24 protein-coding genes are annotated in these 26,633 nt (G+C 63.3%); 18 read left to right on the plus strand and 6 right to left on the minus strand.

Annotation, left to right across the window (positions count from 1 at the left end; genetic code table 11):
- Positions 1-15 precede the first annotated feature (15 nt).
- Positions 16-588: a glycosyltransferase family protein gene (locus J6524_RS27815; protein WP_225676631.1), complete on the minus strand. Its 573-nt coding sequence runs from the start codon at positions 586-588 to the stop codon at positions 16-18.
- A gap of 189 nt (positions 589-777) precedes the next feature.
- Between J6524_RS27815 and J6524_RS27820 the strand changes: the two genes are divergently transcribed.
- The 4 genes from J6524_RS27820 to J6524_RS27835 all read left to right on the plus strand — a co-directional run bounded on the left by J6524_RS27820 (position 778) and on the right by J6524_RS27835 (position 5,015).
- Positions 778-1,938 carry a PA0069 family radical SAM protein gene (locus J6524_RS27820; protein WP_225676539.1) on the plus strand — a complete coding sequence of 387 codons (1,161 nt, stop codon included), beginning with the start codon at positions 778-780 and terminating at the stop codon, positions 1,936-1,938.
- Positions 1,939-2,094: 156 nt separating this feature from the next.
- A complete protein-coding gene (locus J6524_RS27825) occupies positions 2,095-2,550 on the plus strand; it encodes a VOC family protein (RefSeq protein ID WP_225676541.1) in 456 nt (151 codons plus the stop codon).
- Positions 2,551-2,625: 75 nt separating this feature from the next.
- The gene (rnhB, locus tag J6524_RS27830) at positions 2,626-3,411 is read left to right on the plus strand and encodes a ribonuclease HII (RefSeq protein ID WP_225676543.1); all 786 of its coding nucleotides are present in this window, start codon (positions 2,626-2,628) and stop codon (positions 3,409-3,411) included.
- A gap of 95 nt (positions 3,412-3,506) precedes the next feature.
- On the plus strand, positions 3,507-5,015 hold the full coding sequence (locus J6524_RS27835; protein ID WP_225676545.1) for a glycosyltransferase family 39 protein: 1,509 nt from the start codon (positions 3,507-3,509) through the stop codon (positions 5,013-5,015).
- 51 nt (positions 5,016-5,066) lie between these two features.
- Here J6524_RS27835 and J6524_RS27840 read toward each other — a convergent pair whose 3' ends face one another.
- Entirely contained in the window at positions 5,067-5,819 is a 753-nt protein-coding gene (locus tag J6524_RS27840) for a hypothetical protein (protein WP_225676547.1), read from the minus strand.
- On the minus strand, positions 5,816-6,646 hold the full coding sequence (locus J6524_RS27845) for a uracil-DNA glycosylase (protein WP_225676633.1): 831 nt from the start codon (positions 6,644-6,646) through the stop codon (positions 5,816-5,818). Before J6524_RS27845 ends, J6524_RS27840 begins: the two co-directional genes overlap by 4 nt.
- Positions 6,647-6,780: 134 nt before the next feature.
- Here J6524_RS27845 and J6524_RS27850 point away from each other — a divergent pair, with 134 nt between their 5' ends.
- The 3 genes from J6524_RS27850 to J6524_RS27860 all read left to right on the plus strand — a co-directional run bounded on the left by J6524_RS27850 (position 6,781) and on the right by J6524_RS27860 (position 11,412).
- On the plus strand, positions 6,781-8,439 hold the full coding sequence (locus tag J6524_RS27850) for an electron transfer flavoprotein-ubiquinone oxidoreductase (protein ID WP_225676549.1): 1,659 nt from the start codon (positions 6,781-6,783) through the stop codon (positions 8,437-8,439).
- 280 nt (positions 8,440-8,719) lie between these two features.
- Positions 8,720-10,501, plus strand: a complete 1,782-nt coding sequence (locus J6524_RS27855) for a tetratricopeptide repeat protein (protein ID WP_225676552.1) — start codon at positions 8,720-8,722, stop codon at positions 10,499-10,501.
- Between the two features lie 26 nt (positions 10,502-10,527).
- Complete coding sequence (locus J6524_RS27860) at positions 10,528-11,412, plus strand: 4-(cytidine 5'-diphospho)-2-C-methyl-D-erythritol kinase (protein ID WP_225676554.1); 885 nt, start codon at positions 10,528-10,530, stop codon at positions 11,410-11,412.
- 126 nt (positions 11,413-11,538) lie between these two features.
- Here the strand turns inward: J6524_RS27860 and J6524_RS27865 are convergent, their stop codons facing one another.
- Positions 11,539-12,546 (minus strand): polyprenyl synthetase family protein, encoded by a 1,008-nt coding sequence (locus J6524_RS27865; RefSeq protein WP_225676556.1) that lies wholly within the window; start codon positions 12,544-12,546, stop codon positions 11,539-11,541.
- 132 nt (positions 12,547-12,678) lie between these two features.
- On the opposite strand from J6524_RS27865, the gene J6524_RS27870 reads away from it, so the two are divergent.
- The 7 genes from J6524_RS27870 to J6524_RS27900 all read left to right on the plus strand — a co-directional run bounded on the left by J6524_RS27870 (position 12,679) and on the right by J6524_RS27900 (position 19,034).
- The gene (locus tag J6524_RS27870; protein ID WP_225676558.1) at positions 12,679-12,906 is read left to right on the plus strand and encodes a putative signal transducing protein; all 228 of its coding nucleotides are present in this window, start codon (positions 12,679-12,681) and stop codon (positions 12,904-12,906) included.
- Entirely contained in the window at positions 12,899-13,666 is a 768-nt protein-coding gene (locus tag J6524_RS27875) for a tRNA1(Val) (adenine(37)-N6)-methyltransferase (RefSeq protein ID WP_225676560.1), read from the plus strand. Before J6524_RS27870 ends, J6524_RS27875 begins: the two co-directional genes overlap by 8 nt.
- A gap of 261 nt (positions 13,667-13,927) precedes the next feature.
- Positions 13,928-14,839, plus strand: a complete 912-nt coding sequence (locus J6524_RS27880; RefSeq protein ID WP_225676563.1) for a S49 family peptidase — start codon at positions 13,928-13,930, stop codon at positions 14,837-14,839.
- A 109-nt stretch (positions 14,840-14,948) separates the two neighbouring features.
- Positions 14,949-15,140, plus strand: coding sequence for a hypothetical protein (locus J6524_RS27885; RefSeq protein WP_225676565.1), 192 nt, complete (start codon positions 14,949-14,951; stop codon positions 15,138-15,140).
- Between the two features lie 238 nt (positions 15,141-15,378).
- Positions 15,379-16,329 (plus strand): glycine--tRNA ligase subunit alpha, encoded by a 951-nt coding sequence (locus J6524_RS27890; protein ID WP_225676567.1) that lies wholly within the window; start codon positions 15,379-15,381, stop codon positions 16,327-16,329.
- Entirely contained in the window at positions 16,329-18,428 is a 2,100-nt protein-coding gene (gene glyS, locus J6524_RS27895) for a glycine--tRNA ligase subunit beta (protein ID WP_225676568.1), read from the plus strand. The genes J6524_RS27890 and glyS overlap by 1 nt, the downstream gene beginning before the upstream one ends.
- A gap of 3 nt (positions 18,429-18,431) precedes the next feature.
- The gene (locus tag J6524_RS27900) at positions 18,432-19,034 is read left to right on the plus strand and encodes a class I SAM-dependent methyltransferase (protein WP_225676570.1); all 603 of its coding nucleotides are present in this window, start codon (positions 18,432-18,434) and stop codon (positions 19,032-19,034) included.
- A 287-nt stretch (positions 19,035-19,321) separates the two neighbouring features.
- Here the strand turns inward: J6524_RS27900 and J6524_RS27905 are convergent, their stop codons facing one another.
- Positions 19,322-19,684, minus strand: a complete 363-nt coding sequence (locus J6524_RS27905; protein ID WP_225676572.1) for a DUF1236 domain-containing protein — start codon at positions 19,682-19,684, stop codon at positions 19,322-19,324.
- Between the two features lie 233 nt (positions 19,685-19,917).
- Here J6524_RS27905 and J6524_RS27910 point away from each other — a divergent pair, with 233 nt between their 5' ends.
- Together J6524_RS27910 and ppdK are read left to right on the plus strand one after the other, a co-directional pair.
- Positions 19,918-20,073 carry a DUF3096 domain-containing protein gene (locus tag J6524_RS27910; protein WP_225676574.1) on the plus strand — a complete coding sequence of 52 codons (156 nt, stop codon included), beginning with the start codon at positions 19,918-19,920 and terminating at the stop codon, positions 20,071-20,073.
- Positions 20,074-20,246: 173 nt separating this feature from the next.
- The gene (gene ppdK / locus J6524_RS27915; protein ID WP_225676576.1) at positions 20,247-23,114 is read left to right on the plus strand and encodes a pyruvate, phosphate dikinase; all 2,868 of its coding nucleotides are present in this window, start codon (positions 20,247-20,249) and stop codon (positions 23,112-23,114) included.
- Positions 23,115-23,221: 107 nt separating this feature from the next.
- Here ppdK and J6524_RS27920 read toward each other — a convergent pair whose 3' ends face one another.
- A complete protein-coding gene (locus J6524_RS27920) occupies positions 23,222-23,530 on the minus strand; it encodes a hypothetical protein (RefSeq protein WP_225676577.1) in 309 nt (102 codons plus the stop codon).
- A 103-nt stretch (positions 23,531-23,633) separates the two neighbouring features.
- On the opposite strand from J6524_RS27920, the gene J6524_RS27925 reads away from it, so the two are divergent.
- On the plus strand, positions 23,634-25,061 hold the full coding sequence (locus J6524_RS27925) for a cell wall hydrolase (protein ID WP_225676579.1): 1,428 nt from the start codon (positions 23,634-23,636) through the stop codon (positions 25,059-25,061).
- 310 nt (positions 25,062-25,371) lie between these two features.
- On the plus strand, positions 25,372-26,619 hold the full coding sequence (locus J6524_RS27930; RefSeq protein ID WP_225676581.1) for an MFS transporter: 1,248 nt from the start codon (positions 25,372-25,374) through the stop codon (positions 26,617-26,619).
- Positions 26,620-26,633: the final 14 nt, after the last annotated feature.

Below are 26,633 nucleotides of genomic sequence, written 5' to 3' on the forward strand. Positions count from 1 at the left end.
CCGCGGCGTACCGCGTCAGGCTACGACCATGATCCGGCTGCGCAATTGGGTGCGCGAAGCGCGGCCGAGCTGGCGCAACAGCCGCGTCTCGGGGCGGCGAGAGTTTACGCCATGGCCGCCGAGCCGCTCATAATGATCGCGCGCGATCAGCAGCCCCTGTTCCGCCGACGGACCAGTAATCATGCGGCCCACGAACTTGAAGGCATCGCGTATCCCTGTGTTCGTGTAGGGCGAGCGGGCATAGCGAAAGACCCCGGCGCGCGGCCGGCCGCTGAGCGATACGTTCTGGATGAACTGGGTGGTCTCGTCGATCCAGCCGCTGTCGAGCACCGCGCCGGGATGCAGGAACATCAGCCATGGCGCCCGCGCTGCCCGTGCGCCAGCTGCCAGCGCTGCAGCGCGTGTGCCTTCAAATCTGAGAAAGCGGCAACCGGCGACATCAGCCACGCGTTCGATCACGCCGTTGCCCGCGCGATCGACCAACAGCACCTCGGAGATGACGCCGGCCGCGGCTCCCGGCACCAACGCCGCCAGCGTGGCCACGGCGGGCTGCTCTACCCCTTCGGTCGGAATGATTACGCTCAACATCATTGAGGCTTCGACGGCTCAACCAGAAAAACCTCCGCACTGTTATCACCTTGTCACAATCAAAACAGCCGCTTGCCTGCAGCTTTTTGCGGCACGCGGTGCATGCGCTCCTCCAGTAAGCCCTGTCTCGTTGTGAATTCTTGCCGATGATGTTCTTGATTTGTTCTCTAGCCGTGCTATGTTTGGAACATGAGCCGAGCATCCTCTCATGCCCTCAAGCACCCGCCGGTCACGCCGCCCCCCGAGCCGGCGGGTGCGACACCTTTTCCCGAGCTTGCGGTCGCCATCGATCGCCAGCGGCGGCGCGGTCGCGGCGCGCAATCCAACGCGAGCGGTCGCTTCGAGGCCGAGGCGCGGGTCGCCTTCGACGATGGCTGGCAGAGCCTGGACGATCTGCCGCCGTTCAAGACAACGGTGTCGCTGGACACCTCGCGCAAAGTCATCACCCGCAACGACTCGCCCGACATCGGGTTCGATCGGTCGATCAATCCCTATCGCGGCTGTGAGCATGGCTGCGTCTACTGCTTCGCGCGGCCGACCCATGCCTTTCTCGGATTGTCTCCCGGACTCGATTTCGAATCCAAGCTGCTTGCCAAGCCCGATGCGCCCGAACTCTTGGAGAAGGAGCTGGCGGCGCCCGGTTACGAGCCGCGGATGATCGCGATCGGCACCAACACCGATCCCTATCAGCCGATCGAGCGCGAATACAAAATCATGCGCGGCATTCTCGAAGTGCTGGATAGAGCCGGCCATCCCGTCGGTATCGTGACGAAATCCGCGCTGGTGACGCGCGACATCGACATTCTGCAGCGGATGGCAAAGCGCAACTTGGCAAAGGTCGCGATCTCGGTGACGACGCTCGATGCCAAATTGGCGCGAACCATGGAGCCGCGTGCCTCGACGCCGCCGAAGCGGCTGGAGGCGCTGCGGCAATTGTCGGCGGCCGGCATTCCCGCGACCGTGATGGTGGCGCCCGTGATCCCCGCGCTGAACGATTCCGAGATTGAACGCATTCTCGATGCCGCGGCGCATGCCGGCGTTAAGGAAGCAAGCTACGTGCTGCTGCGGTTGCCGCTGGAAGTGCGCGACCTCTTCCGCGAATGGCTGATGGCGAACTATCCCGACCGCTACCGCCACGTCTTCACCCTGATCCGCGACATGCGCGGCGGGCGCGACTACGACTCGCAATGGGGCACGCGGATGAAGGGCACCGGTCCGATGGCCTGGATGATCGGGCGCCGCTTCGAGATCGCCTGCGAAAAGCTTGGGCTCAACAAGCGGCGGTCGAAACTGACGACGGATCATTTTGCAAAGCCGAAGCGCAGCGGCCAGCAACTGAGTTTGTTCTAGATCCAAATGACTTTTGCGGCCGTCATTGCGAGCCAACGGCTCGCGCGAATGCGCGCCCGATGACAGGCTCCGCGAAGCAATCCATGCCGTCATGGAACAATGGATTGCTTCGTCGCTTACGCTCCTCGCAACGACGTGGAGAGTACGGAGAGCATAATGGGCGAAAAATCGCAGAAGCCAGTTCCCCGGTTCACGGTCATCACGCTCGGCGTCAGCGATATGCGCAAGAGCATCGCCTTTTATGAAGCACTTGGCTTTGTCCGAAAAATGCACGCAACCGGTGATGCCGTCGCCTTCTTCGATACCGGCGGCACCGTGCTCGCGCTGTTCCCGTGGGATCAACTCGCAAACGATGCGGCGCTGCCGGATCAGCCGCGGCCGAAAGCCTTTCGCGGCTCGACGCTCGCCTGGAATTGCGGCTCGGTCGAGGAGGTCGACGCCGTGCTCGATTTCGCAATCTCCTGCGGCGCATCGCTGTTGAAGCCAGCACACAAGACAGACTACGGCGGCTACTGCGGCTATTTCGGCGATCCCGACGACCACGTTTGGGAAGCCGTGGTCGCGCCCGGTATTGAGGTCGGCGACGACCGGCGGGTCCGTCTGGCGGCCTAGAGCCCACACTGAATAACGTGAATTGTGCTAGGTTCCCGGTTGCGCGCCATCGGGTGCTTGCGCAGGATCCCGGCCATGATTCGGGACAAGTCCGCCAAAAAGACCGACAGGAAATCAGGCAAGAAGGCCGGCAAGGAACCGGCCGAGCTGCCCAAGGGCGTGATTGCGGTCGCGCCGCCGAGCTTTCGCCGCGAACGGGCGCTGATCAAGCGCGGCGTCTGGCCGGTGGCTGGCTGCGACGAGGCAGGGCGCGGTCCGCTGGCGGGACCCGTGGTAGCCGCCGCCGTCATCCTCGATCCCAAGCGTATCCCGAAGGGCATCGATGATTCGAAGCGGCTGACCGTCGAACGCCGCGAGGAACTGTTCGAGGAGATCTGCGCCACCTCGTCCTTTGCCGTCGCCTTTGCTTCGCCGGCGCGGATCGATCGCGACAATATCCTGCGCGCCTCGCTCTGGGCGCTGGCGCGCGCCGTGCGCGCATTGCCCGAAATGCCAAAGCATGTGTTCGTCGATGGCCGCGACAAGATCGATGCGCCGTGCGACTGCGACGCCGTGATCGGCGGCGACGGGCTTGTGGTCTCGATCGCAGCCGCCTCGATCATCGCCAAGGTGACGCGCGACCGCCTGATGAGTGCATTGGCGCTGGATTGCCCGGGCTACGGCTTCGAAAGCCACAAGGGCTACGCCGTGCCTGAGCATCGCGAGGCGCTCGACCGGCTCGGTCCCAGCATCCATCACCGCCGCTTTTTCGCGCCAGTCATCGCCGCGCGGCTGAAGCATTTCCCTGATACGGTTGAAGTCGAGCCCGATCTCTTCACGGTGGATGGGGAGATCGATTCCGAGATCTCAGTCACGATCTAAGGTCGGTTGCCTCGGAGGCTCCTGCGCTCTATCAAACGTCTTGGGGACAGGGCTTGGGGGACAGGGCTGCCAGGCCCGGGGCATTCGGACGTTTCATGCGTTTCACCTCGCTCGTTGTCGAACTGATCCGCGCCCGGCCACGGCTGGTGGTCTGGATAGTGGTGCTGGTGCAGGCTGCGCTGTGGCTGATCCTGCCGATGCTACTCTACCGCAGCCCGCCCGGCGATCTCGCGACCGTGCTGGCCTTCGGCCGGGAATACCAGGTCGGCACCTCGCTCGGGCCGCCGCTGGCGTTCTGGCTTGCCGACATCGCCTTCCGCGCCGCCGGCAATACCATGTTCGGTGTTTATCTTCTCGCGCAGGTCTGCGCCGTCGTTACGTTCTGGATCTACTATCAACTGGCCCGCGCCATCGTCGGCGGGCAGCAGGCAGTGCTCGCGGTGCTGCTCTCGATGACGATCGTGGCCTTCAGCTCGCCCGGCGTCGAATTCGGCCCGCTGGTGCTGGCGCGCCCGCTATGGGCGCTGCTGCTGCTGCATTCCTGGCAATTGATCGGCCAGAACCGGCGCAACGCATGGTTCGCCTGGTCGATCGAAGCCGGCCTGTTGCTGCTGACGACGCCGGCCGCGATCGGGCTGTTGCTACTGCTCGCCGGATTTGCCGTCGCCACCGAGCGTGGACGGCGCGTGCTGATGTCGCTCGATCCGCTCTATGCACTGCTCGTGATCGTCGTCCTGGTGCTGCCCTATCTGATCTGGCTGCTCCGCGCCGATGCGCTTGCAATGCCGCCGTGGCCTGCGATCTCCGATCTTGGGACGCGCGCCATGCAATGGGGCTGGCTGCTTCTTGGTCTTGCGCTGGCGATGTCGGCCATCGTGCTGCTGGTGATCCTCAACTCCGGCTGGTTCGCCCGCAACGCCGGGGAGGCGCCGATCATCTATCGGCCGCCGGTCGATCCGCTGGCGCGCGACTTTGTCCTCTTCTTCGCGATCATCCCGGCACTGCTCGGAAGCTTGCTGGCCGGGTTCTTTAATCTCGACCACGTCGTGGGCGGCGAGGGCGTTGCGCTTTTGATGTCGGGACTTGCCGTGGTCGTGGCGACCGGCGACCTTGTCCATCTGCGCCGCCAGCGCGTGTTGCGGACGGTGTGGGCGGCGGCAGTTGTCGCGCCGGCCGTGGCGGTCGTCGTGACGATCGTGTTCCTGCCATGGACCGGGGCGAACGAGGTGTCGACCTCTTTGCCGGCAAAGGCGATCGCGCAATTCTTCGGGGATAGTTTCGAACGTCGAACCAATCAGCGGCTGCGCGCGGTGGCTGGCGATCCGCAACTGGCTGGAATCATCGCGATGAGCCGCGGGCGCCCGCACCTGCTGCTCGATGCCACGCCGGAGCGGACGCCCTGGCTGTCGGTCGCGAAATTCAACGAGACCGGCGGCGTGGTGGTCTGGCGCGCCTCCGACACCTCAGGCGCGCCGCCGCCGGAAATCGCACAGCGCTTTCCCGGCCTCGTGCCGGAAGTGCCGCGCGCCTTCGAATGGCTGGTCAACGGACGTCAGCCGCTCTTGCGCATTGGTTGGGCCATCGTGCGGCCGAAGACGCCGTAGCTGGGGTCTCTTGCCCCGGATGCTGCGCAACACGAAGCGTGCGTCGCTCAACTAGATTCCATACGTTTCGTAGAACGTATCGATCGGTGCGCTGACCCGAAAGGCCGGAAGAGGGAAGGCCTCCCAAAGCCTGTTTACGTTCAGCCGGTCGAGCTTGCGTAGCAGGGCCTCTTTCAGTGGCGGCTTTACGTTGCCTTCGCGATCGAGAAACTGTCCCCACCATGCCATGCCCTGAAATCGGCTGGCGCTCTCCATCACGGCGCGTGATCGGACGTAATCCTCAGGAAACAGTCGACGATAGGCTTCCGTGCCATAAAGCCACGAATGGCCTTCGACCTGCCTCGCCGCCGGAAAGCGCCGCTTGATGCAGGCAAACATGGATTGAAGCTCGCGCCGTCGCTCTCCGATTCTGGTCCGGCTCAGGGGGCCGCCGGGATCGCGGTTGTAGAAGTGCGGACGTACGATCCCCGTTTCCTCGCCGGCATGGAACTCGAAGCAACCGAACACGTGTTCCGGGGAAGCTGACCGCTCGTCAGGAGCCTGCGCGTAGAATGTCTGGGTCCAGTCCGCCCGCTGCTCATGTGTGTCGAGTTCGGCGAGTTTGTGCGCGTAGTCGTTCCACGCCGGGCTCAAGCCGTTCCGGCTGATGTCGCCAAGGCCAAAGCGGCGATGAAAATTGGTGTAGAGCAGTACGGCGTGGGCGATCGGTTTTGATGTCTGTTGGGCGACCGCCTCGGCGAAGCGAAGCTGCAAGTCGAAAAAGTCGCGATAGCGCTCGGCCTTGTTCATGCCGCTGCCCATCATCGCGACGGAGCGGCCTCCAGCGCCTTCGCAATGGCGCGCAGGTCCTGCCAAGCCAATCGTTTGTAGGACGGCGAACGCAGCAGGTAGGCCGGGTGGAACGTCGCCAGGGCACGGATGGTGCGCGTGCCGGTGTCATAGTCGAGCCATTTGCCGCGCGTCTTCATGATGCCTTCGCGCGTCGACAATAGCGCCTGCGTCGACGGATTGCCGAGCGTCACCAGCACGTCAGGGTTCACGAGCTCGATCTGCCGCTGGATGAACGGCAGGCAGATTTGCGTCTCCTGCGGCGTCGGCGTCCGGTTGCCGGGCGGACGCCAGGGGATCACGTTGGCGATATAGGCCTTGCTGCGGTCGAGCCCGATCGCCGCGATCATGCGGTCGAGCAGCTTGCCGGAGCGACCGACGAAGGGCAGGCCCTCGATGTCCTCGTCGCGGCCGGGCGCTTCGCCGACGAACATGATGCGGGCCTCCGGGTTGCCGTCGGCGAACACCAGCCGTGTCGCGGTGTTTCGCAGCGCGCAGCCCTCGAAATTTTCCAGGAGTGCACGCAACGCTTCCAGCGTGGGCGCCGTTCGCGCCCCTTCGCGCGCGAGCGCAATGGCCGCCTCCGGCGCCGGTGCTGTTTCGCTGCGCGGAACTGTCGGCATCGCTGCGGGCATTTCCCTCACCGGACGAGGCGGCGCCGTCTCGCGGACCGGGGCAGGGGCGGCAGGGATGTCGGTCTCGGCCAGCCGATCGACTGGCTCCTCCATCAGCGCGCAATCGACCCCGGCCTCCAGATAAAAAGCCAGCAATTGCCTAACATTAGGCGAGGGTTCGGGGATCAAATCCATTATGCCAATCTAATATGGATCGCGCCGGCATCAAACGCCTCGCGCCTGCATTTCCATGGTTGTCCTCTCCGCAAAAATCGGAAACAACGAGCCTTTAGAGCCGTTCTCAATTGGGCTGAGACCAGATCATGAGTGCAGAAGAACTTCCTCCTCGCGAATCCATGGAATTCGACGTCGTGATCGTCGGCGCCGGGCCGTCTGGCCTCGCCGCGGCGATCCGGCTGAAGCAACTCAATGCCGATCTCAGTGTCGTCGTGGTGGAGAAGGGTTCCGAGGTCGGCGCGCATATCCTGTCGGGCGCGGTGATCGATCCGGTTTCCCTCGACAAGTTGATTCCGGACTGGCGCGAGGATGCGGATTGCCCGCTGAAGACGCAAGTCAAGGACGACCGCTTCTACTGGACCACCGCAACCAGCGCGATCCGGCTGCCGAATTTCATGATGCCGCCGCTGATGAACAATCATCACTGCTATGTCGGCTCGCTCGGCAATGTCTGCCGCTGGCTGGCGCCGAAGGCCGAGGCGCTTGGGGTCGAAATCTATCCCGGCTTTGCCGCGGCCGAAGTGCTGTACGACGACAACGGCGCGGTGCGCGGCATTGCGACCGGCGACATGGGCATCGCCCGGGATGGCAGCCTCAAGGATTCCTTCACGCGCGGCATGGAACTGCTCGGCAAATACACGCTGTTCGCCGAAGGCGCGCGCGGCAGCCTGAGCAAGCAGTTGATTGCGAAATATTCGCTCGCCGCCAAGAGCGAGCCGTCGAAATTCGGCATCGGGCTGAAGGAAGTCTGGGAGATCGATCCCGCCAAACACCAGAAGGGGCTGATCCAGCACTCGTTCGGCTGGCCGCTGAACAACAAGACCGGCGGCGGCTCGTTCCTCTATCACTACGACGACAATAAGGTGGCGGTCGGCTTCGTCGTGCATCTCAATTACGACGATCCGTATCTGTCGCCGTTCGACGAATTCCAGCGCTTCAAGACCCATCCCTCGATCCGGCCCGTGTTCGAAGGCGGCAGGCGGATCGGCTATGGGGCGCGCGCCATCACGGAGGGCGGCTATCAGTCGGTGCCGCGCTTAAGCTTCCCGGGCGGCGCGCTGATCGGCTGTGCGGCGGGCTTCGTCAACGTGCCGCGCATCAAGGGCGTGCACAATGCGATGGGCAGCGGCATGCTCGCCGCCGAACATGTCGCGGCCGCGCTCGCCGCCGGCCGCGCCAATGACGAACTGGTTGAATACGAAAACGCCTGGCGGGATTCCGCTGTCGGCCGCGACCTGCACAAGGTTCGCAACGTCAAGCCGCTATGGTCGAAGTTCGGCACCATCATCGGCGTCGCGCTCGGCGGCTTTGACATGTGGTGCAACACACTCGGATTCTCGCTGTTCGGAACCCAGTCCCACGCAAAGCCCGACCACAAGACGCTGGATGCGGCCAAGCAGCACACCCCGATCGCCTATCCCAAGCCGGACGGCAAACTTACCTTCGACAAGCTGTCCTCGGTGTTCCTCTCCAACACTAACCATGAAGAGGACCAGCCGATTCATCTGAAGGTCGCCGACATGAACCTGCAGAAGATGTCGGAACACGACGTCTATGCGGGTCCGTCTAATCGCTATTGCCCGGCCGCCGTGTATGAATGGGTCGAGGAGGCTTCCGGTCCGCGCTTCCAGATCAACGCCCAGAACTGCGTCCACTGCAAAACCTGCGACGTGAAGGACCCGAACGGCAACATCACCTGGGTTCCTCCCGAGGGTGGCGGCGGGCCGAACTACCAGGGTATGTAACGCGGCGTATAGACCACGATTGCGTGAGCCGGAGGAGGGTGATACCGCCTTCGGCCACGATGCCGCCATAGTAGAAGCGTTTCCCCGTGGGGGTAGCCAGATCGAGGCCTAACGGCCCAATCTGCCAATCGATTCGCCAACCCGCATCCTTGCGGTTGAGGGCCAAAAGCGGCATTGTCGCTGGCCGAGATGCCGCCGTTTGGGTTTGCATCAGAGACCGATCGTAAAGAAGACCGATCGTAACGATCCCGCCGAACATCCTGGAGCTAGGCGAACCGTGATGCTTTCCACTCGTATGAATCGTTGGACCATCGCCGCAATCACTGCTGCCAGCCTTACCGCGCCTGGCGTGGCTTGGGCCCAAACGCCCGACCATCCGGCCGATAGCGCCGCGCAATTTCCCACCAAAGCGGATCTGAAATCGCTGACCACGGCGGGCAGCTATCTCGCCGCGCGCCATGCCAGCGTTGAGCGCGATGCGGCTTCCGCCGCGGCATTCTATCGCTCCGCGCTGCGCACCGATCCGAAGAACAACGAACTGCTGGATCGCGCTTTCATCTCGTCGCTCGCCGATGGCGATATCGATGAAGCGGTCAAGCTCGCCGATCGCATCCTGACCATGGACAAGGCCAACCGCGTCGCGCGGCTCGTGGTCGGCGTGCGCGACCTCAAGCAGAAGAAATATGCCGCCGCGCAGATCAACATCAATCAGTCGATCCGCGGACCGATCACCGATCTGGTCGCGACGCTGCTGTCAGGGTGGGCGAGCTTCGGCGCGGGCGATGCCAAGACGGCGGTCGCCAACATCGACAAGCTGACCGGCCCGGAATGGTATCCAATCTTCAAGGATCTCCACACCGGCATGATTCTGGAGGCCTCCAACAAGGACAAGGACGCCGGCGCGCGGTTCGAGCGCGCCTACAAGCTCGACGATTCCATGCTGCGGGTGTCCGACGCCTATGCGCGCTGGCTGTCGCGCAACAAGGACGGCGCGGCGGCGGCTGCCATCTACGAAGCGTTCGACAAGAAGCTGCCGCGGCACCCCCTAGTGCAGGAAGGCCTGCGCGAGACCAGGGCCGGCAAGAAGATGTCGCCACTGGTCGATTCGGCACAGGCCGGCGCAGCCGAGGCGCTCTACGGCATCGGCGCCACGTTGACCCGCCGCGGCGGCGAAGATCTGGCGCTGGTCTATCTGCAGCTCGCGCTCTATTTGCAGCCCAACCACCCGCTGGCGCTGCTCTCGCTCGCCGATCTCTACGAGTCCGTGAAGAAGCCCAAGATGGCGATCAAGGTCTACGAGCGCATGCCGGCCAGTTCGCCGCTCAAGCGCAACGCGCAGATCCAGCTTGCCACCAATCTCGACGCCGCCGACCGCAGTGAAGAGGCGATCAAGATTCTGAAGGGCGTCATCACCGAGGCGCCGAAGGACATCGAAGCCATCATGGCGCTCGGCAACATCGAGCGCGGCCGCAAGAAGTTCAACGATTGCGCCAACACCTATTCGCTGGCGATCGACGCCATGCCCGGCGTGACGGACAAGAACACCTGGGTCACGTACTATTATCGCGGTATTTGCCTGGAACGTTCCAAGCAGTGGAGCAAGGCCGAGGTTGACATGCGCAAGGCGCTGGAGCTGCAGCCCGAGCAGCCCCATGTCCTGAACTATCTCGGCTATTCCTGGATCGATCAGGGCATCAACCTCGACGAGGGCATGAAGTTGATCCGGCGCGCCGTCGACCAGCGCCCCGACGACGGCTACATCGTGGATTCGCTGGGCTGGGCGTTCTACCGGATCGGCAATTTCGAAGATGCGGTGAAGCACCTCGAACGCGCGATCGATCTCAAGCCCGAGGATCCGACCATCAACGACCACCTCGGCGATGCCTATTGGCGTGTCGGGCGGACGCTGGAAGCCAAGTTCCAGTGGGCCCATGCCCGCGACCTCAAGCCCGAGCCGGAAGAACTGCCGAAGATCGAGGCCAAGATTGCCAATGGCCTGCCCGAAGACACGTCCTCTGCGGCTTCCGCCGACAAGAAGAAGGAAGACGGCAAAGGTGGCTGACGAAAGACCTTGGGGGCTGTTCGGCAATGCCGATGTTGACTGACGAGGCGCGCGCCAAGGTCAACCTGTCTTTGCGGGTGAATGGCCGTCGCACGGACGGCTATCATGATCTCGAAAGCGTGGTGGCGTTCGCTGATTGCGCCGACCGCCTGACGCTGACGCCGGGCCCGGATCTGGAGTTGAAGATGTCGGGACCGCTGGCGCAGGCTTGCGGCGAGACCTCGGATAATCTGGTGCTCAAGGCAGCGCGCCTGCTGGCGGAGCGGGTGCCCGGCATGAAGGCCGGCAGCTTTACGCTCGATAAGGTCTTGCCGGTCGCAGCCGGCATCGGCGGCGGTTCGGCCGATGCCGCAGCGGCGTTGCGCCTGCTTGCGAAGTTGAACGGGCTGGCGCTCGACGATCCACGCATCGTCGAGGTGGCGCAACTGACCGGAGCCGACGTGCCGGTCTGCGTCAACTCGCGCGGCTGCATCATGACCGGCGTCGGCGAGGCGCTGCAATCGCTCGGCCTGCCGAAAATGCCCTGCGTGATGGTCAATCCCGGCGTTCCCGTCGCCACCCGCGACGTTTTCAACGCGCTCGGCCTGCGCAATGGCGAACTATTGGTCGGCGTCACCGATGTGCTGCTGCGCGACCGCTGGCCCGACGACAAGGCATCGCTCGAAGAGTGGGTCGAGGCGCTCGCAGCCAACTCCAATGATCTGGAAGCACCGGCGATGCGCGTACAGCCGGTGATCGGCGAGGTTATCGCGGCGCTCAACGCGACCAACGGCGCGTGGCTGGCGCGGATGTCCGGATCGGGCGCGACCTGCTTTGCGATCTACGAGAACACCGCCGAGGCAGGACGCGCGGCGGAGCAGATCCGGCGCGATCACCCCGGATGGTGGGTGCACGCGGGAACGCTGAGCTGAGGGTATCCTCTAACTGTCATCACCCGCGAAGGCGGGTGATCCAGCATTCCAGAGACGTTCGTGATTCATCGATAAGCCGCGGCGTACTGGATACCCCGCTTTCGCGGGGTATGACGGGAGTGGCAATCAATGCGATCTCGCCAGACAGAACGCCACGACCTGTTCGAGCGCGCTCTTCATCGGCGAAGCCGGAAATAACGCCAGCGCGTCGACGGCCATCGCGCCGTAATGCTGGGCGCGGCTGATCGTGTCTTCCAGCGCGCGGTGCTTGGTCATCAGCCCGATCGCATGATCGAGATCGCTGTCGCCGATCTGGCCGCGCTCCAATGCTCTGATCCAGAACTTGCGTTCGCTGTCATTGCCGCGGCGGAATGCCAGCACCACCGGCAGCGTGATCTTGCCCTCGCGAAAATCGTCGCCGATGTTCTTGCCGAGTTTTGCGGCCTTGCCGCCATAGTCCAGCACGTCGTCGACGAGCTGGAATGCGATGCCGAGATTCATGCCGACCGAGCGGCAGGCGGTCTGCTCGGCCTTCGGCCGGTTGGAGATCACGGGGCCGACTTCGCAGGCGGCGGCGAACAGTTCGGCCGTCTTGCCCCTGATAACAGCGAGATATTCGTCCTCGGTGGTCGCGGTGTTCTTGGCGGCTGCAAGCTGCATCACTTCGCCTTCGGCGATGGTAGCCGCGGCCGAGGAGAGAATGTCGAGCGCGCGCAGCGAGCCGACTTCGACCATCATGCGAAAGGCCTGACCGAGCAGGAAGTCGCCGACCAGGACGCTGGCCTCATTGCCCCACAGCATACGCGCCGACAGCTTGCCGCGGCGCAATTCGCTTTCGTCGACGACGTCGTCATGCAGCAGCGTCGCGGTGTGCATGAACTCGACTGCGGCGGCGAGCTTGATGTGGCCGTCGCCGGAATAGTTGGAGAGCTGGGCCATGGCCAGCGTCAGCATCGGGCGGAGACGCTTGCCGCCCGATGAGATCAGGTGATTGGCCACTTCCGGAATCATTGTGACTTCCGATCCCGTCCGCGACAGGATGGTGGCGTTGACCCGCTCCATATCGGCGGCGACCAGCCCGACCAGCGCATCTATCGAGGCGTTCGGGCTTTCGAAGGGTACAATAACCGCCACGCAGGTCTCCAATTTTGGCCAATTCGCACTATCCTTGTTCTACAATAGAAAGTGCCGGCTATGGCGGCAAGGGCACGTAGCGGTTGACAGCCCCGTGTCGTCGTCGCACCCGGGCGAAAAGGAGAACATCAGTTGCGGGAATTGGTCAGGACAAACGACATGGTACTCGTTTCCGCAATCGGCGCACTGCTCGACGGCGCCAATATCCATCATCTGGTGCTGGACCAGAACATGAGCGTGATCGAGGGATCGCTCGGCATCCTGCCGCGCCGTATTCTGGTGCATGAGGACGATAACCGCGCGGCCCGCCAATTGCTTGCCGAGGCGGGCCTGGCGCACGAATTACGCCCCGATGAGTGACCCCGTTCTCGAACTCACCGAGGATGCATTTCTCGGCGGGCAATTGCATCTGAAGCAGTTGAAATTGGGACATCGCGCCGGTCACGATGCGGTGCTGCTGGCGGCGGCCACCGCAGCTCGTGCGGGAGATCGCGTGGCCGATCTCGGTGCCGGCGTCGGCGCTGCGGGCCTGGCAGTGGCGAGGCGCGTCACCGGCATCAATCTGGTTCTGGTCGAGATAGATGCGGCGCTGGCAGGTCTTGCGCGGGCCAATGCCGACGCGAATGCGATTCAAGCTGACGTGATCGTGCTCGACGTGGAAGCCGATGCAGCCGCGTTTGCCGCTGCTGGCCTTGGTCCCGACAGCGTCGATACGGTGCTGATGAATCCGCCGTTCAACGATCCCGCGCGGCATCGCGCCTCGCCGGACACGGCGCGCGGGATCGCGCATATGGCGACCGCGACGACGCTTCTAAGATGGGTTCATGCGGCGCGTCGGATTCTCAAATCCAAGGGAGCGCTGACGCTGATCTGGCGCGCTGACGGCATTGCCGAGGTGCTCTCGGCGCTCGATCACGGTTTCGGGAGCTTGCAGGTCCTGCCGGTCCACGGCGACGCACAGGCAACGGCCAACCGCATCCTGGTTCGCGCCACCAAGGGTGGGCGGGCGCCGACGCAAATCTTTCCCGCCCTGATGCTCAATGACGAGCCAGGCGTGCCCAATAAGAGAGTGCAGGAGATTCTGGCCGGGAAGGGGAGCTTGCCGCTCGCTAACCCGTAAGGGTGGCGCACACGCCAAATCCTGGAACCAGGACGCTATTGCGGAAGCGTCTCTGACTGTTGCTTGGGCGCCGATGTAAAGTGGATCGCGGCCAGAAGGCTGCCGATGAGCATTATCAGCAGGTAGATTTTCATGTCAGTCTCCGCTGCGCCATTGCAGCTTTAACATCTGCAATGCAAAAGGCGTTCCCGGCCCGGAAGGGCGTTTCAGCCTTTGCAATGACAGTGGCGCGATAAAAAATGGTTAATTCGAGGTAACGGCATGAGTGAACAATTAAGTGATCGTCTGAAATCGCCGAACCTCGTTGACAGGGTGAAACAACTCATTCCGGCAAAATTCCGGCGCGACGTCCCAGTCGTGCCGGTGGTGCGCCTGTCGGGCGTCATCGGCGCGGTGACGCCGCTTAGGCCCGGGTTGACGCTGGCGGGCGTCGCCAAGACGCTGGAGCGCGCGTTTGCCACCCGGCACGCCAAGGCGGTGGCGCTGGTGATCAATTCGCCCGGCGGCTCGCCGGTGCAATCGCGCCAGATCTATTTGCGGATCAGGCAGCTTGCCGCGGAAAAGAAACTGCCGGTGCTGGTCTTCGTGGAGGATGTCGCAGCATCCGGCGGCTACATGATTGCCTGCGCCGGCGACGAGATTTTTTGCGATCCGTCCTCGATCCTCGGCTCGATCGGCGTGGTCGGCGGCAGCTTCGGCTTTCAGGATCTGATCAAGCGAATTGGCGTGGAGCGGCGGCTTTACACGGCAGGCGAGCACAAGGCGATGCTCGATCCGTTCCTGCCCGAAGACCCCGATGATGTGGCGCGCCTGAAGGCGCTCCAGCGCGAGATCCACGCCATCTTCATTGCGCTGGTCAAGGGAAGCCGCGGCGCGCGGCTCAACGGCGCCGATGACGTCTTGTTTACCGGCGAATACTGGGCGGGCGAAAGGTCCGTATCGCTCGGCCTTGCCGATGGGATCGGCGATATCAGATCGACGCTGCGTGCGCGCTTCGGCGAGAAGGTGCTGACGCCGGTCATCGCCCCCGCCAGCGGCATGCTGGCCGGCCTGCTCGGCCGGCGGTCACCGGGCGCGGGCTCGCTGGCCGCACTCGATGGTATCGGGGGATTGCCGGACGAACTGATTTCCGCGCTCGAGACCCGGGCAATTTGGGCCAAATTCGGATTCTAACGCGTAAGTGAGCCGCGCCATTTAGTCCCAAAAGCGGAATTGCGGCGCAGGCCGGCTTCGGCGAGAATGTGCTCATTGGGGGCTCACACGTGAAGACAAGGATCGACCGATGCCGCCGCTGATCGCATTCGCGGGTGCCCTGGGAGGGCTCGCCGTGGTCCGCTGGGCCTACAAGACTGCCGTCCGCATCAACAGGGAACTGGAGGAGGCGCGTCTGGCGCGCGTCGCCGAGGCCACCCAGAAGGCTGATGTTCCGACGCTGCGTCGTGACCCGGTCACCGGCGCCTACCGACCGGGCTAGCCCGAACTCGTCATGCCCGGGCTTGACCCGGGCATTCATGCCTTGGGCTCGACGACGAACGTGAATGGCCGGGCAGGTGAGCGGGAGCGACGCCATCCTTCAGACGGCTATGCCCGGCCACGACGGCGAGAGGGGCGAATTCTCGCTCTTGGACACCCCTTCATCGCCTTGATTCCCCGCCTGCACGCCGATACGGTCCCGCGCGCTTAAAATCCCCCTCGCGAGATCGATTCTGCCGATGGACGCAACCCCTGCCCATATGCGCCCGGAACGTTCGTTCCAGGGCTTCATCCTTGCTCTCCAGCGGTTCTGGGCCGAGCAGGGCTGCGTGATCCTGCAGCCCTACGACATGGAAATGGGCGCCGGCACCTTCCATCCTGCGACGACGTTGCGTGCGCTCGGGCCGAAACCCTGGAACGCGGCCTATGTGCAGCCCTCGCGGCGGCCGAAGGACGGCCGCTACGGCGAAAATCCCAACCGGCTGCAGCACTACTATCAGTTTCAGGTGATCATGAAGCCGTCGCCGCCGAACCTTCAGGATCTTTACCTGAAGTCGCTGGCCGCGATCGGCATCGATTCCAGCGTTCATGACATCCGTTTTGTCGAGGACGATTGGGAAAGCCCGACGCTCGGCGCGTGGGGCCTTGGCTGGGAATGCTGGTGCGACGGCATGGAAGTCAGCCAGTTCACCTACTTCCAGCAGGTCGCGGGCGTCGAATGCGCGCCTGTTTCCGGCGAACTCACCTACGGGCTCGAGCGCCTTGCGATGTATGTGCAGGGCGTCGATCGCGTCTACGATCTCAATTTCAACGGCCGCGAGGGTGCCGAGAAGGTCACCTATGGCGACGTCTTCCTGCAGGCCGAGCAGGAATATTCCCGGCACAATTTTGAGCACGCCGATACCGCGGCGCTGTTCGAGCAGTTCAAAATGGCAGAAGACGCCTGCCGGAAATATCTCGCTGCCGGCTGGCAAGAAAATTCGAAGAATTTAGGCGGCAACCAGAAAGAACATCTGATGGCGCTGCCGGCCTATGACCAGTGCATCAAGGCAAGCCATGTCTTCAATCTGCTCGATGCCCGCGGCGTGATCTCGGTCACCGAGCGGCAGAGCTACATCATGCGCGTGCGCGAGCTGGCAAAGGCTTGCGGCGAAGCCTGGATTCACACCGAAACGGGCAGGGCGGCCTGATGCCTGATCTTCTCCTCGAACTCTTCTCCGAAGAGATTCCCGCGCGCATGCAGGCGAAGGCGGCCGACGATCTGCGCCGCATGGTCACCGACAAGCTCGTCGCCGAAGGCCTGGTTTACGAAGGCGCCAAAGCATTCGCGACGCCGCGGCGGCTGGCGCTGACCGTGCATGGCATTCCATTGCGGCAATCCGACCTGAAGGAAGAGCGCCGCGGTCCACGCGTTGGCGGGCCAGATGCTGCGATCCAGGGCTTCCTGAAGGCGACCGGCCTTGCGAGAATCGAAGACGCCAAGATTCAGAGCGACCCGAAGAAGGGCGATTTCTACATCGCGCTGATCGAAAAGCCGGGTCGCGCCACCATCGACGTGCTGGCCGAGATTCTGCCTGTCATCATCAGGACCTTCCCGTGGCCGAAATCGATGCGCTGGGGCGCACGTTCGGCCAAGTCAGGCTCGCTCTCCTGGGTGCGCCCGCTGCACTCGATCATCGCGACCTTTGGTCCCGAGACCGAAGAGCCTGATGTCGTGGGGTTTTCCGTCGACGGCATTGAGGCTGGCCAAACCACGTTCGGCCACCGCTTCATGGCGCCGGCGGCAATCTCCGTGCGCCGCTTCGAGGATTATGAGGCCAAGCTCAAAGCCGCCAAGGTCGTGCTCGATCCGCAGGCGCGCAAGGACATCATCCTGGCCGACGCCAAGCAATTGGCGTTCGCACAAGGCTTTGAGCTGGTCGAAGACCAGGTGCTGCTCGACGAGGTCGCTGGCCTCGTCGAATGGCCGGTTGCACTGATGGGATCGTTCGATGAAGAGTTCTTGTCGATTCCCGATGAAGTGATCCGCGCCACCATCCGCAACAACCAGAAATGTTTTGTGGTGCGCGATCCCAAGACGGGCAAGCTCGCCAACAAGTTCATCCTGACGGCCAACATCGAGGCGACCGATGGCGGCAAGGTCATCGTCGCCGGCAATGAGCGCGTGATCCGCGCGCGGCTGTCGGATGCAAAATTCTTCTACGAGACGGATCTCAAGACCAAGCTCGAGAGCCGGCTGCCGAAATTCGATCAGATCGTGTTTCACGAGAAGCTCGGCACGCAGGCGGCGCGGATCAAGCGCATCGAGCGGCTGGCCGCCGAGATCGCGCCGCTGGTCGGCGCCGACGTCGAAAAGGCCAAGCGTGCGGCTCATCTGGCAAAGGCGGACTTGCTGACCGAAGTCGTCGGAGAATTCCCTGAGCTGCAGGGCCTGATGGGCAAGTACTACGCGCAGGCGCAAGGTGAAGACGCTTCCGTCGCTGCCGCGAGCGAAGAGCACTACAAGCCGCAGGGGCCCGCCGATCGCGTGCCGAACGATCCGGTGAGCGTGGCGGTGGCACTGGCTGACAAGATCGATACGCTGGTCGGCTTCTGGGCGATCGATGAAAAGCCGACCGGCAGCAAGGATCCATACGCGTTGCGGCGCGCGGCTCTGGGTGCGATCAGGCTGATCGTCGATAATACGCTCCGGCTGCCGATTCTGAACGCTGCGAAATCGGCCATGGCCGGTTTGCCGGAAAAGGGCGACGACCAGAAGCTTGCGAGCGATCTCCTTTCCTTCTTCGCCGACCGCCTGAAAGTCCAGCTCCGCGACCAGGGTGCGCGTCACGATCTCGTCGATGCTGTGTTCTCGCTCGGCGGGCAAGATGATCTGCTGCTCGTCGTCCGCCGCGTCGAGGCGCTTGGCGCCTTCCTCGACACCGACGACGGCAAGAACCTGCTTGCGGGTACAAAACGCGCGAGTAACATCCTCGCCATCGAGGAGAAGAAGGACAAGCGTACGTTCGACGGCGCGCCGGATGCAGGGCTCTACCAGTTGCCCGAGGAAAAGGCGCTCGCGAAGGCAATCGATCAGGTCAAGAGCGAGGCTGGGGCAGCGGTTGCAAAGGAAGATTTTGCCACCGCGATGAGTGCAATGGCCAAGCTGCGTCCGGCCGTCGATGCGTTCTTCGACAAGGTCAAGGTGAATGCCGATGAACCTGCCGTGCGCGAGAACCGACTAAGGCTTCTGAATGAAATCCGCGTGGCGACCCGCGCGGTCGCAGATTTTTCGAAGATCGAAGGCTAGATCATGGATCGACAGACGCTCGCCGCTTACGATGATCATGCGGCAGCGTTCGCGACCGACTGGCTCGGTCAGCCGGCGCCCGTCGACCTGCAGGAGATCGTCGAACGCTTCTTCGTGCGCGGCGGCAATTCCTGCGATATCGGTTGCGGCTGCGGCCGCGAGGTCGCCTGGCTTCACGCGAACGGTTTCTCGGCGATGGGCTTCGATGCCTCGGAAGGCCTGCTCAAGGAAGCGCGTCGGCGCTATCCCTCCTACAAGTTCGCGCACGCCGAATTGCCCGATCTGGACGGCATAGGCACGTTCGACAACGTGCTGTGCGAAACCGTGATCATGCATCTCGACCGCAAGGAGATCGTGACGTCGGTTCGCCGTCTGCTCGATGTCGTCAAGCCAAGCGGCATTCTCTATCTGAGCTGGCGCGTTACCGAGGGCGCCGATGAGCGCGATGCGCAGGGACGCCTCTACGCGGCGTTCGATTCGGCGGTGGTGCGAGACGAGCTGAAGGGGACGACAGTGCTGCTCGACGAAGAGGTCACCAGCGCCTCGTCCGGAAAGAAGATTCATCGCCTCGTGGTGAAGAAGCCGGGGCTAGAAATTCGGGAATAGTTGGCAGTTAACGCGGCGCTCACCACTGCCAGACCTCATCCTGAGGAGCCTGCGCAGCAGGCGTCTCGAAGGATGAATGGCACCAGCGGGGCCTCGCGGTTCGAGACGGCGCTACGCGCCTCCTCACCATGAGGGTCTAAGGATCCCACGCAGTCCGGCTGCACGTCAGTCACGTACACAAACAAAACCCCGCCCGGAGGGGACGCCGAGCGGGGTTTCTGTCCGGTCGTAGCTCGCGCACATCCGCTTGCGCGGCGCCCGGACCAGATCGTTCAGGCTACTGAGGTCTAATCGACCACCTGAACGATACGACGCGAACGCGGTTCGACCAGCACTGTCTGGCCGTTCACTACCGTGTAGCGATAGGGCGTGACGCCGAACGTTTGCGGCACGTCGTAATAGGTCACGCCGGTTTCCGGCAGCACGCCGCCGACCACAATGCGCTCGGTGATCGTGTAGTTCGGCACGCGTTCGCGGACGATATACTCGCGGAACGCCGGACGTACGTCGGCCGCGATGCCTTCATGTTCACCGATCACGACTGTGCCGCCGCCACCGACGCCCGTCGTGATCGTGGTCTGCGCCTGAGCCGCGATCGGGGCCGCCATCGCGCCGGCGATCGTCGCAATGGCAAATAGTCTGTTCCGCATGGTCAACTCCTTCGCGAGAAGAGGCGCCGGTTTTCGCCAGCGCGCACAATGCGGGCCAATTCATTCGCAGGCCGCATTGTTCCGGAAAACGGCGGCCTCATTCGCGGCATTTCTGGGGAATTGTTGCGGAGCTGGAACTCATTGAAGGCGTAAGCGTCTTGCTATTCCGGAACCGCGCCAGCGGTTAAGTTGCCCCTCGATTCGATTCCCCATCCCATCAGCCGGAGACTTCAATGACCATCACCGCCGCGCACGTGCCTGCGATCGTCGCCCTTGTTGCGGGGATATTGATCCTGATCATGCCGCGGCTGCTCAACTACATCGTCGCCATCTACCTGATTTTCGTCGGGCTGGTCGGTATGGGCGTGCTCAAGATGTTTAGGTTCTAAAGCGCCAGTTCTCTGATCAATCAGAACCGCTCTCCACCCTCGGATCAAATCCGAGGGCATGCTTTGCTCGAAAGCGCTATACCGCAGGAAAGCGGGGTTTCGCGGCTTGCGCGGAACCCCTCAAAATGGTGTAAGGCGCGCAATCTTCTCACCTTTTCGGATAGTTGGAATCCATGGCCAAAGCCGTCGCGAAGTCCAAGAAGGCTGCAGCGAAATCTGTAGCGAAATCAAAGCCATCTGCCCGCCCCAACGCCACCGCGGCTCCTGCCGCGCGCAAGGCGTTGAAAAAGGCGCCGGCCAAACCCGTTACCAAGGCCGCCAAGAAGGCTGCTGTGCGCAAGCCGGCACCTGAAGCGGTAAAGGCCGGCAAATGGGTTTATACCTTCGGCGACGGCAAGGCAGAGGGTAAAGCGGGCCTGCGCGACCTCCTGGGTGGCAAGGGCGCCAACCTCGCCGAAATGGCCAATCTCGGCCTGCCGGTGCCTCCAGGCTTCACCATCCCGACGTCGGTCTGCACCTATTTCTACGCGCACGACAAAACCTATCCGCCGGCGCTGAAGCCGCAGGTCGAGAAGGCGCTCGAATATGTCGGCAAGCTGACCGGCAAGGCGTTCGGCGATTCCAAGAATCCGCTCTTGGTGTCGGTCCGCTCCGGCGGGCGCGCCTCGATGCCGGGCATGATGGACACCGTGCTCAATCTCGGCCTCAACGACAAGACCGTCGAGGCGCTTGCCGAACTCTCCGGCGATCGACGGTTCGCCTATGACAGCTATCGCCGCTTCATCACGATGTATTCGGACGTGGTGCTCGGCTTCGAGCACCATCACTTCGAGGACATCCTTGATACCTTCAAGGACAGCCAGGGCTACACGCTCGACACCGATCTCTCCGGCGATGACTGGGTCGAGCTGGTCGGCAAATACAAGGAAGCTGTGGCCCGCGAGACCGGCAGGGATTTCCCGCAGGATCCGCACGAGCAATTGTGGGGCGCGATTGGCGCGGTGTTTTCATCCTGGATGAACACGCGCGCGGTGACCTATCGCAAGCTGCATGACATCCCGGAATCCTGGGGCACGGCGGTCAACGTGCAGGCCATGGTGTTCGGCAACATGGGCGAGACGTCGGCGACCGGCGTTGCCTTCACGCGCAATCCCTCGACCGGCGAGAGCAAGCTCTACGGCGAATTCCTGATCAATGCGCAGGGCGAGGACGTGGTGGCGGGCATTCGCACGCCGCAGGATATCACCGAAGCCGCGCGCGTGGAATCCGGCTCCGACAAGCCGTCGATGGAAACGGCGATGCCGGAGGCTTTCAAGGAGCTGACGCGCATCTACACGATGCTTGAAAAGCACTACCGCGACATGCAGGATATGGAGTTCACGGTAGAGCAGGGCAAGTTGTGGATGCTGCAGACCCGTGGCGGCAAGCGCACCGCGAAGGCGGCGCTGCGCATCGCGGTCGAGCTCGCCAATGAGGGCCTGATCTCGAAGAAGGATGCGGTGATGCGGATCGATCCGGCCTCGCTGGATCAATTGCTGCACCCGACCATCGATCCCCAGGCCAAGCGCGACGTGATCGCGACGGGCCTGCCGGCTTCGCCCGGCGCCGCCTCCGGCGAGATCGTGTTCTCGTCGGACGAGGCCGCCAAGCTTCAGGCCGACGGCCGCAGCGTCATTCTGGTGCGCGTCGAGACCAGCCCGGAAGACATTCACGGCATGCACGCCGCCGAAGGCATCTTGACCACGCGTGGCGGCATGACCTCGCACGCCGCCGTGGTCGCGCGCGGCATGGGAAAACCCTGCGTCTCCGGCTGCGGCGCCATCCGCGTCGATTACGGCCGCGGCACGATGAGCGTCGGCTCGCGCACCTTCAAGACCGGCGACGTCATCACGATCGACGGCTCGCTTGGCCAGGTGCTGGCCGGCAAGATGCCGATGATCGAGCCGAAACTGTCAGGCGAATTCGGCACGCTGATGGGTTGGGCCGATGACGTGCGCAAGCTCGGCGTCCGCGTCAATGGCGACACGCCCGATGATGCGCGCACTGCGGTCAAGTTCGGCGCCGAGGGCATTGGTCTCTGCCGCACCGAGCACATGTTCTTCGAGGAAACGCGCATCCGCACCGTGCGCGAGATGATCCTCTCCGAGGACGAGCAGTCGCGCCGCGCTGCGTTGTCGAAGCTGCTACCGATGCAGCGCGCCGACTTCGTCGAGCTGTTCGAGATCATGAAGGGGCTCCCCGTCACGATCCGTCTGCTCGATCCGCCGCTGCACGAGTTCCTGCCGCACACCCAGGCCGAGATCGAGGAAGTCGCGCGCGCGATGAACACCGATCCGCGCAAGCTTGCGGACCGCGCCCGCGATCTCGCCGAGTTCAACCCGATGCTCGGCTTCCGCGGCTGCCGTCTTGCGATTGCCTACCCTGAGATCGCCGAGATGCAGGCGCGCGCGATCTTCGAGGCGGCGGTCGAAGCCGAGAAACGCACCGGCAAGGCCGTCGGCCTCGAGGTGATGGTGCCGCTGATCGCGACCAAGGCAGAATTCGACCTGGTCAAGGCGCGCATCGACGCCACAGCGCAGTCGGTGATGAAGGAGACTGGCAAGAAGCTCTCGTACCAGGTTGGTACGATGATCGAGTTGCCGCGCGCGTGCCTGATGGCCGGCGACGTCGCGCAGACCGCGGAGTTCTTCTCCTTCGGCACGAACGACCTGACGCAGACGACGTACGGCATCAGCCGCGACGACGCCGCAAGCTTCCTCGGCACCTATGTGAGCAAGGGGATTCTTGAAATCGATCCGTTCATCTCGGTCGATCGCGATGGCGTCGGTGAACTCGTGAAAATCGGCGTCGCCCGCGGGCGCAAGGTCCGGCCCAGCCTCAAGGTCGGCATTTGCGGCGAGCATGGCGGCGATCCTGCCTCGGTGGCATTCTGCCACGAGATCGGGCTCGACTATGTCTCGTGCTCACCCTACCGCGTGCCGATCGCGCGCCTCGCCGCGGCGCAGGCCGCGCTCGGCAAGAAGATCGAGAGTCAGGCATAAACGTTCTCGATAGCGAGCTGAAACGACGTGATGCCCGGGCTTGTCCCGGACATTTTCGTTTCGGTGTGCGCGGAAGTGATCATCTATCGGGAGAACTGTTTCCACCATCATTGCGAGCCAACGGGTCGCGCGAATGCGCGCCCGATGACAGGCTTCCGCGAAGCAATCCATAGCGCGGCATAACGGACAGACGGATTGCTTCGTCGCTTTCGCTCCTCGCAATGACGGCTCAGCACGACGGAGTGCGTTGGAACTCGCGGCCGTTCGCGAGAGACGATCCCGCTCATCTGCGCAAAAATTTCTTCATCATCTTCGTTGACGAGATATTTACCACTTTCATCGAGCGGCCGTTTACCAACGTTTCTCATGCGATCGGCAAAAACCGTGCGATGTCTTGCGTGTAACACGCGCGCCACGCCGATTAACTCCCCGGCAACCTAAATTCGATACCAACAAAAAAGATCGAATTGCACGGATGTACTGACATTCGATCCTTGTAAGCGTTGCGTGAGCGTATCGATGTTTGTGTTGCGTAACCAGCCGAAGGGCGCGCGGTTCGCGTCCTTCGGTCTCGGTCTCTGCGTCTTCGCATTGATGCCGACCGAGATCGGATATCAGGATATCGCTTCGCTGCTGGCCCGCCAGCCGGGCATCGCCGAGCGCTGGCAGAAGCGGGTGTTCTCGTCCGCCGGCACCATCCAGGTCGCAACCTTCTCCTTTGGCCGTCCGATCGGAACTTCCTCGCCGCAAACTGCGACCTATCGGCTCGCCCGTCTCGATGATCAAGGCATCGACATCACGGGATCGGTGACGCGCAATCCGATCGTCGCGCCGCCGCCGCGTTATCACGCTGCCGAATTTCCCATAGTCGACCGCACGCTGAAGGGCGACCGGCTCGTGGTGAGGCCGCCGGCGCCTGCGGAGACCACTGTCCCAACCGAGCGCGCGCCGGCAACAGAAGATCCCGCGAATTCAAATGCTCTGGTCAAGGGTGCCAAGACCGCCGAGACGGCGCCGCCGGCCGAGCGCGCGCCGCTCGATCCCGAGCTGCAGGCCGCGTTGAACGCGCCGCCGCTCGACATGTCGCTGTCGCTCGAAAGCAAGCCGCAGGAAGATATCAAGGTTGCGCCGAAAGCGGCGGAGCCGCCGCGCGATGGTCTCTCCTTCAAGACCTCGAGCCTGTTCTTTGGCTCGTCGCTCGGCGCGCCCGAAAGCATCGAACGCTGGCAGCCCGGCGAAGAGCCGGTCATCGTCATGCCGATCGTGCGTCCCGATCCCGACATGAAGGTGATGGCCTCGCTGCCGGTCGATGCCGACGGTCCGGTGCGGGCCGGCGACATGGGCGAGAGCGTCGCGCCGAAGGGCGAGGTCAATGCTGACAACCAGCGCGCCAAGACGCCGGCCGAACGTCTCGGCCTGTTCGACGAGAAGTCGCGCGCCAAGGCGGAGAAGTGTCTCGCCGAAGCGGTCTACTTCGAAGCCCGCGGCGAAGCGGTGCGCGGCCAGATCGCGGTGGCGCAGGTGGTGCTCAATCGCGCCTTCTCCGGCAAATATCCGGAAACCGTGTGCGGCGTGGTCTATCAGAACAAGCACCGCCACCTGGCGTGCCAGTTCACCTTCGCCTGCGACAACAACAAGGACGTGATCCGCGAGCCTGACATGTGGGAGCGGGCCAAGAAGATTGCGAAAGCGATGCTAGACGGCCAGCTCTGGCTGCCGGAGGTCGACAAGTCGACGCACTACCACGCCTATTGGGTGCGTCCGTCCTGGGTCAGCGAAATGAGGAAGATGTACAAGACCGGCGTGCACACCTTCTATCGGCCGCGCGCCTGGGGCAACGGCAGCGACGCGCCGAGTTGGGGCACGGCCGCCGAGACGGCGGCAATTTCCGCCAAGCTCGCCGAGGCCGCACAAAGCTCGGCCGAGCAGGCGAGCGCCAAGCGGTAAGCTCTCTCCGTCGTCACTGCAAACGCAGAGACCCATAGCCACCGACAGTAGTTGTCGGACGAAGCCGAACGACGGGCACTTCCTCAAATCGCGCGGCCGCGGCGTATAGGTCCCTGCGTTCGCAGGGACGACATCGTGGCGAGCCGTCGTCCCCTGCAAAATTGCACTGATTGTCCTCGCCAATTTTGCAGGGCTGCCCTGCAGCGGAAGATTTTTCTACGGCGCCCCTTGGGGTTTTCATGCATCTGCATTAACTGACCGTAACGTTTCGCCTGGCGATTCCGGGCGGCGATTGCGCAAGGGGGAATAAATGGCTGTAACCAGCGGCGACCCGTCTTCGGCGGTTGGCACCTGGCGTACCCCGCTCGTCATAATAATCTGCGGCTGCCTGATCGCGCTGCTCAGCTTCGGGCCGCGCTCGAGTCTGGGCTTCTTTGTGCAGCCGATGAGCCGCGAGTTCGCCTGGGGACGTGACGTCTTCGGCCTCGCTCTGGCGCTGCAGAACCTGCTGTGGGGCCTTGGTCAGCCCATCGCGGGTGCGATCGCCGACCGCTTCGGCATTTTGCGGGTGATGATTGTCGGCGCGCTGCTCTATGCCGGCGGTCTGCTTTTGATGCGTTATTCGACCGTGCCGCTTTCGCTCGATATTGGTGCCGGCGTTTTGATCGGCTTCGGGCTGTCGGGCTGTTCGTTCAATTTGGTGCTGTCGGCCTTCAGCAAGCTCTTGCCGCCCGAGCGGCGCGGCCTTGCGCTCGGCGCCGGCACCGCGGCCGGCTCGTTCGGACAGTTCCTGTTCGCACCGTTCGGCGTCGCGATGATCGACAATTTTGGCTGGCAGGCGGCGCTCACGGTGTTCGCCTTGCTGATGCTCCTGATCGTGCCGCTGTCGCTTGCGATCGCGACGCCGCCAGCAACGTCGTCGTCGAACGTTTCCGTCGCGGACCAGCAATCGTTCAAGACGGCGCTGGCAGAGGCGTTCGGCCATCGCTCCTATGTGCTGCTGGTGCTCGGCTTCTTCACCTGCGGCTTCCAGCTCGCGTTCATCACCGTGCATCTGCCGGCGTATCTCGCCGATCGTGGCGTCTCGTCGCAGACAGGCGGCTGGGTGGTCGCCGCCATCGGTCTCTTCAACATCATTGGCTCGCTCGGCGTCGGCTGGCTACAGAACAAATATCCGAAGCGCTACATCCTGTCCCTGATCTATCTGACGCGCGCGCTCGCCATCATCGCTTTCATCTCGTTCCCAATCACCACCTTCTCGGCCATTGCCTTCGGCGCCATCAGCGGCCTGACCTGGCTCTCGACGGTGCCGCCGACCTCGGCGCTGGTGGCGCTGATGTTCGGCACAAGATGGTTCGCAACACTCTACGGCTTCGCCTTCGTCAGCCATCAGGTTGGCGGTTTCCTCGGCGTCTGGCTCGGCGGCATCGTGTTCGAGCAGTTCGGTTCCTACACGCCGATCTGGTGGCTCTCGATCCTGTTCGGCGTGTTGTCGGCACTGATCAACCTGCCGATCGTCGAACGGCCGGTGGCGCGGGCGGTTGCACAACCCGCCTGATGCGGTAAACCACT

Source organism: Bradyrhizobium hereditatis, from assembly GCF_020329435.1.
Lineage (GTDB): Bacteria > Pseudomonadota > Alphaproteobacteria > Rhizobiales > Xanthobacteraceae > Bradyrhizobium > Bradyrhizobium hereditatis.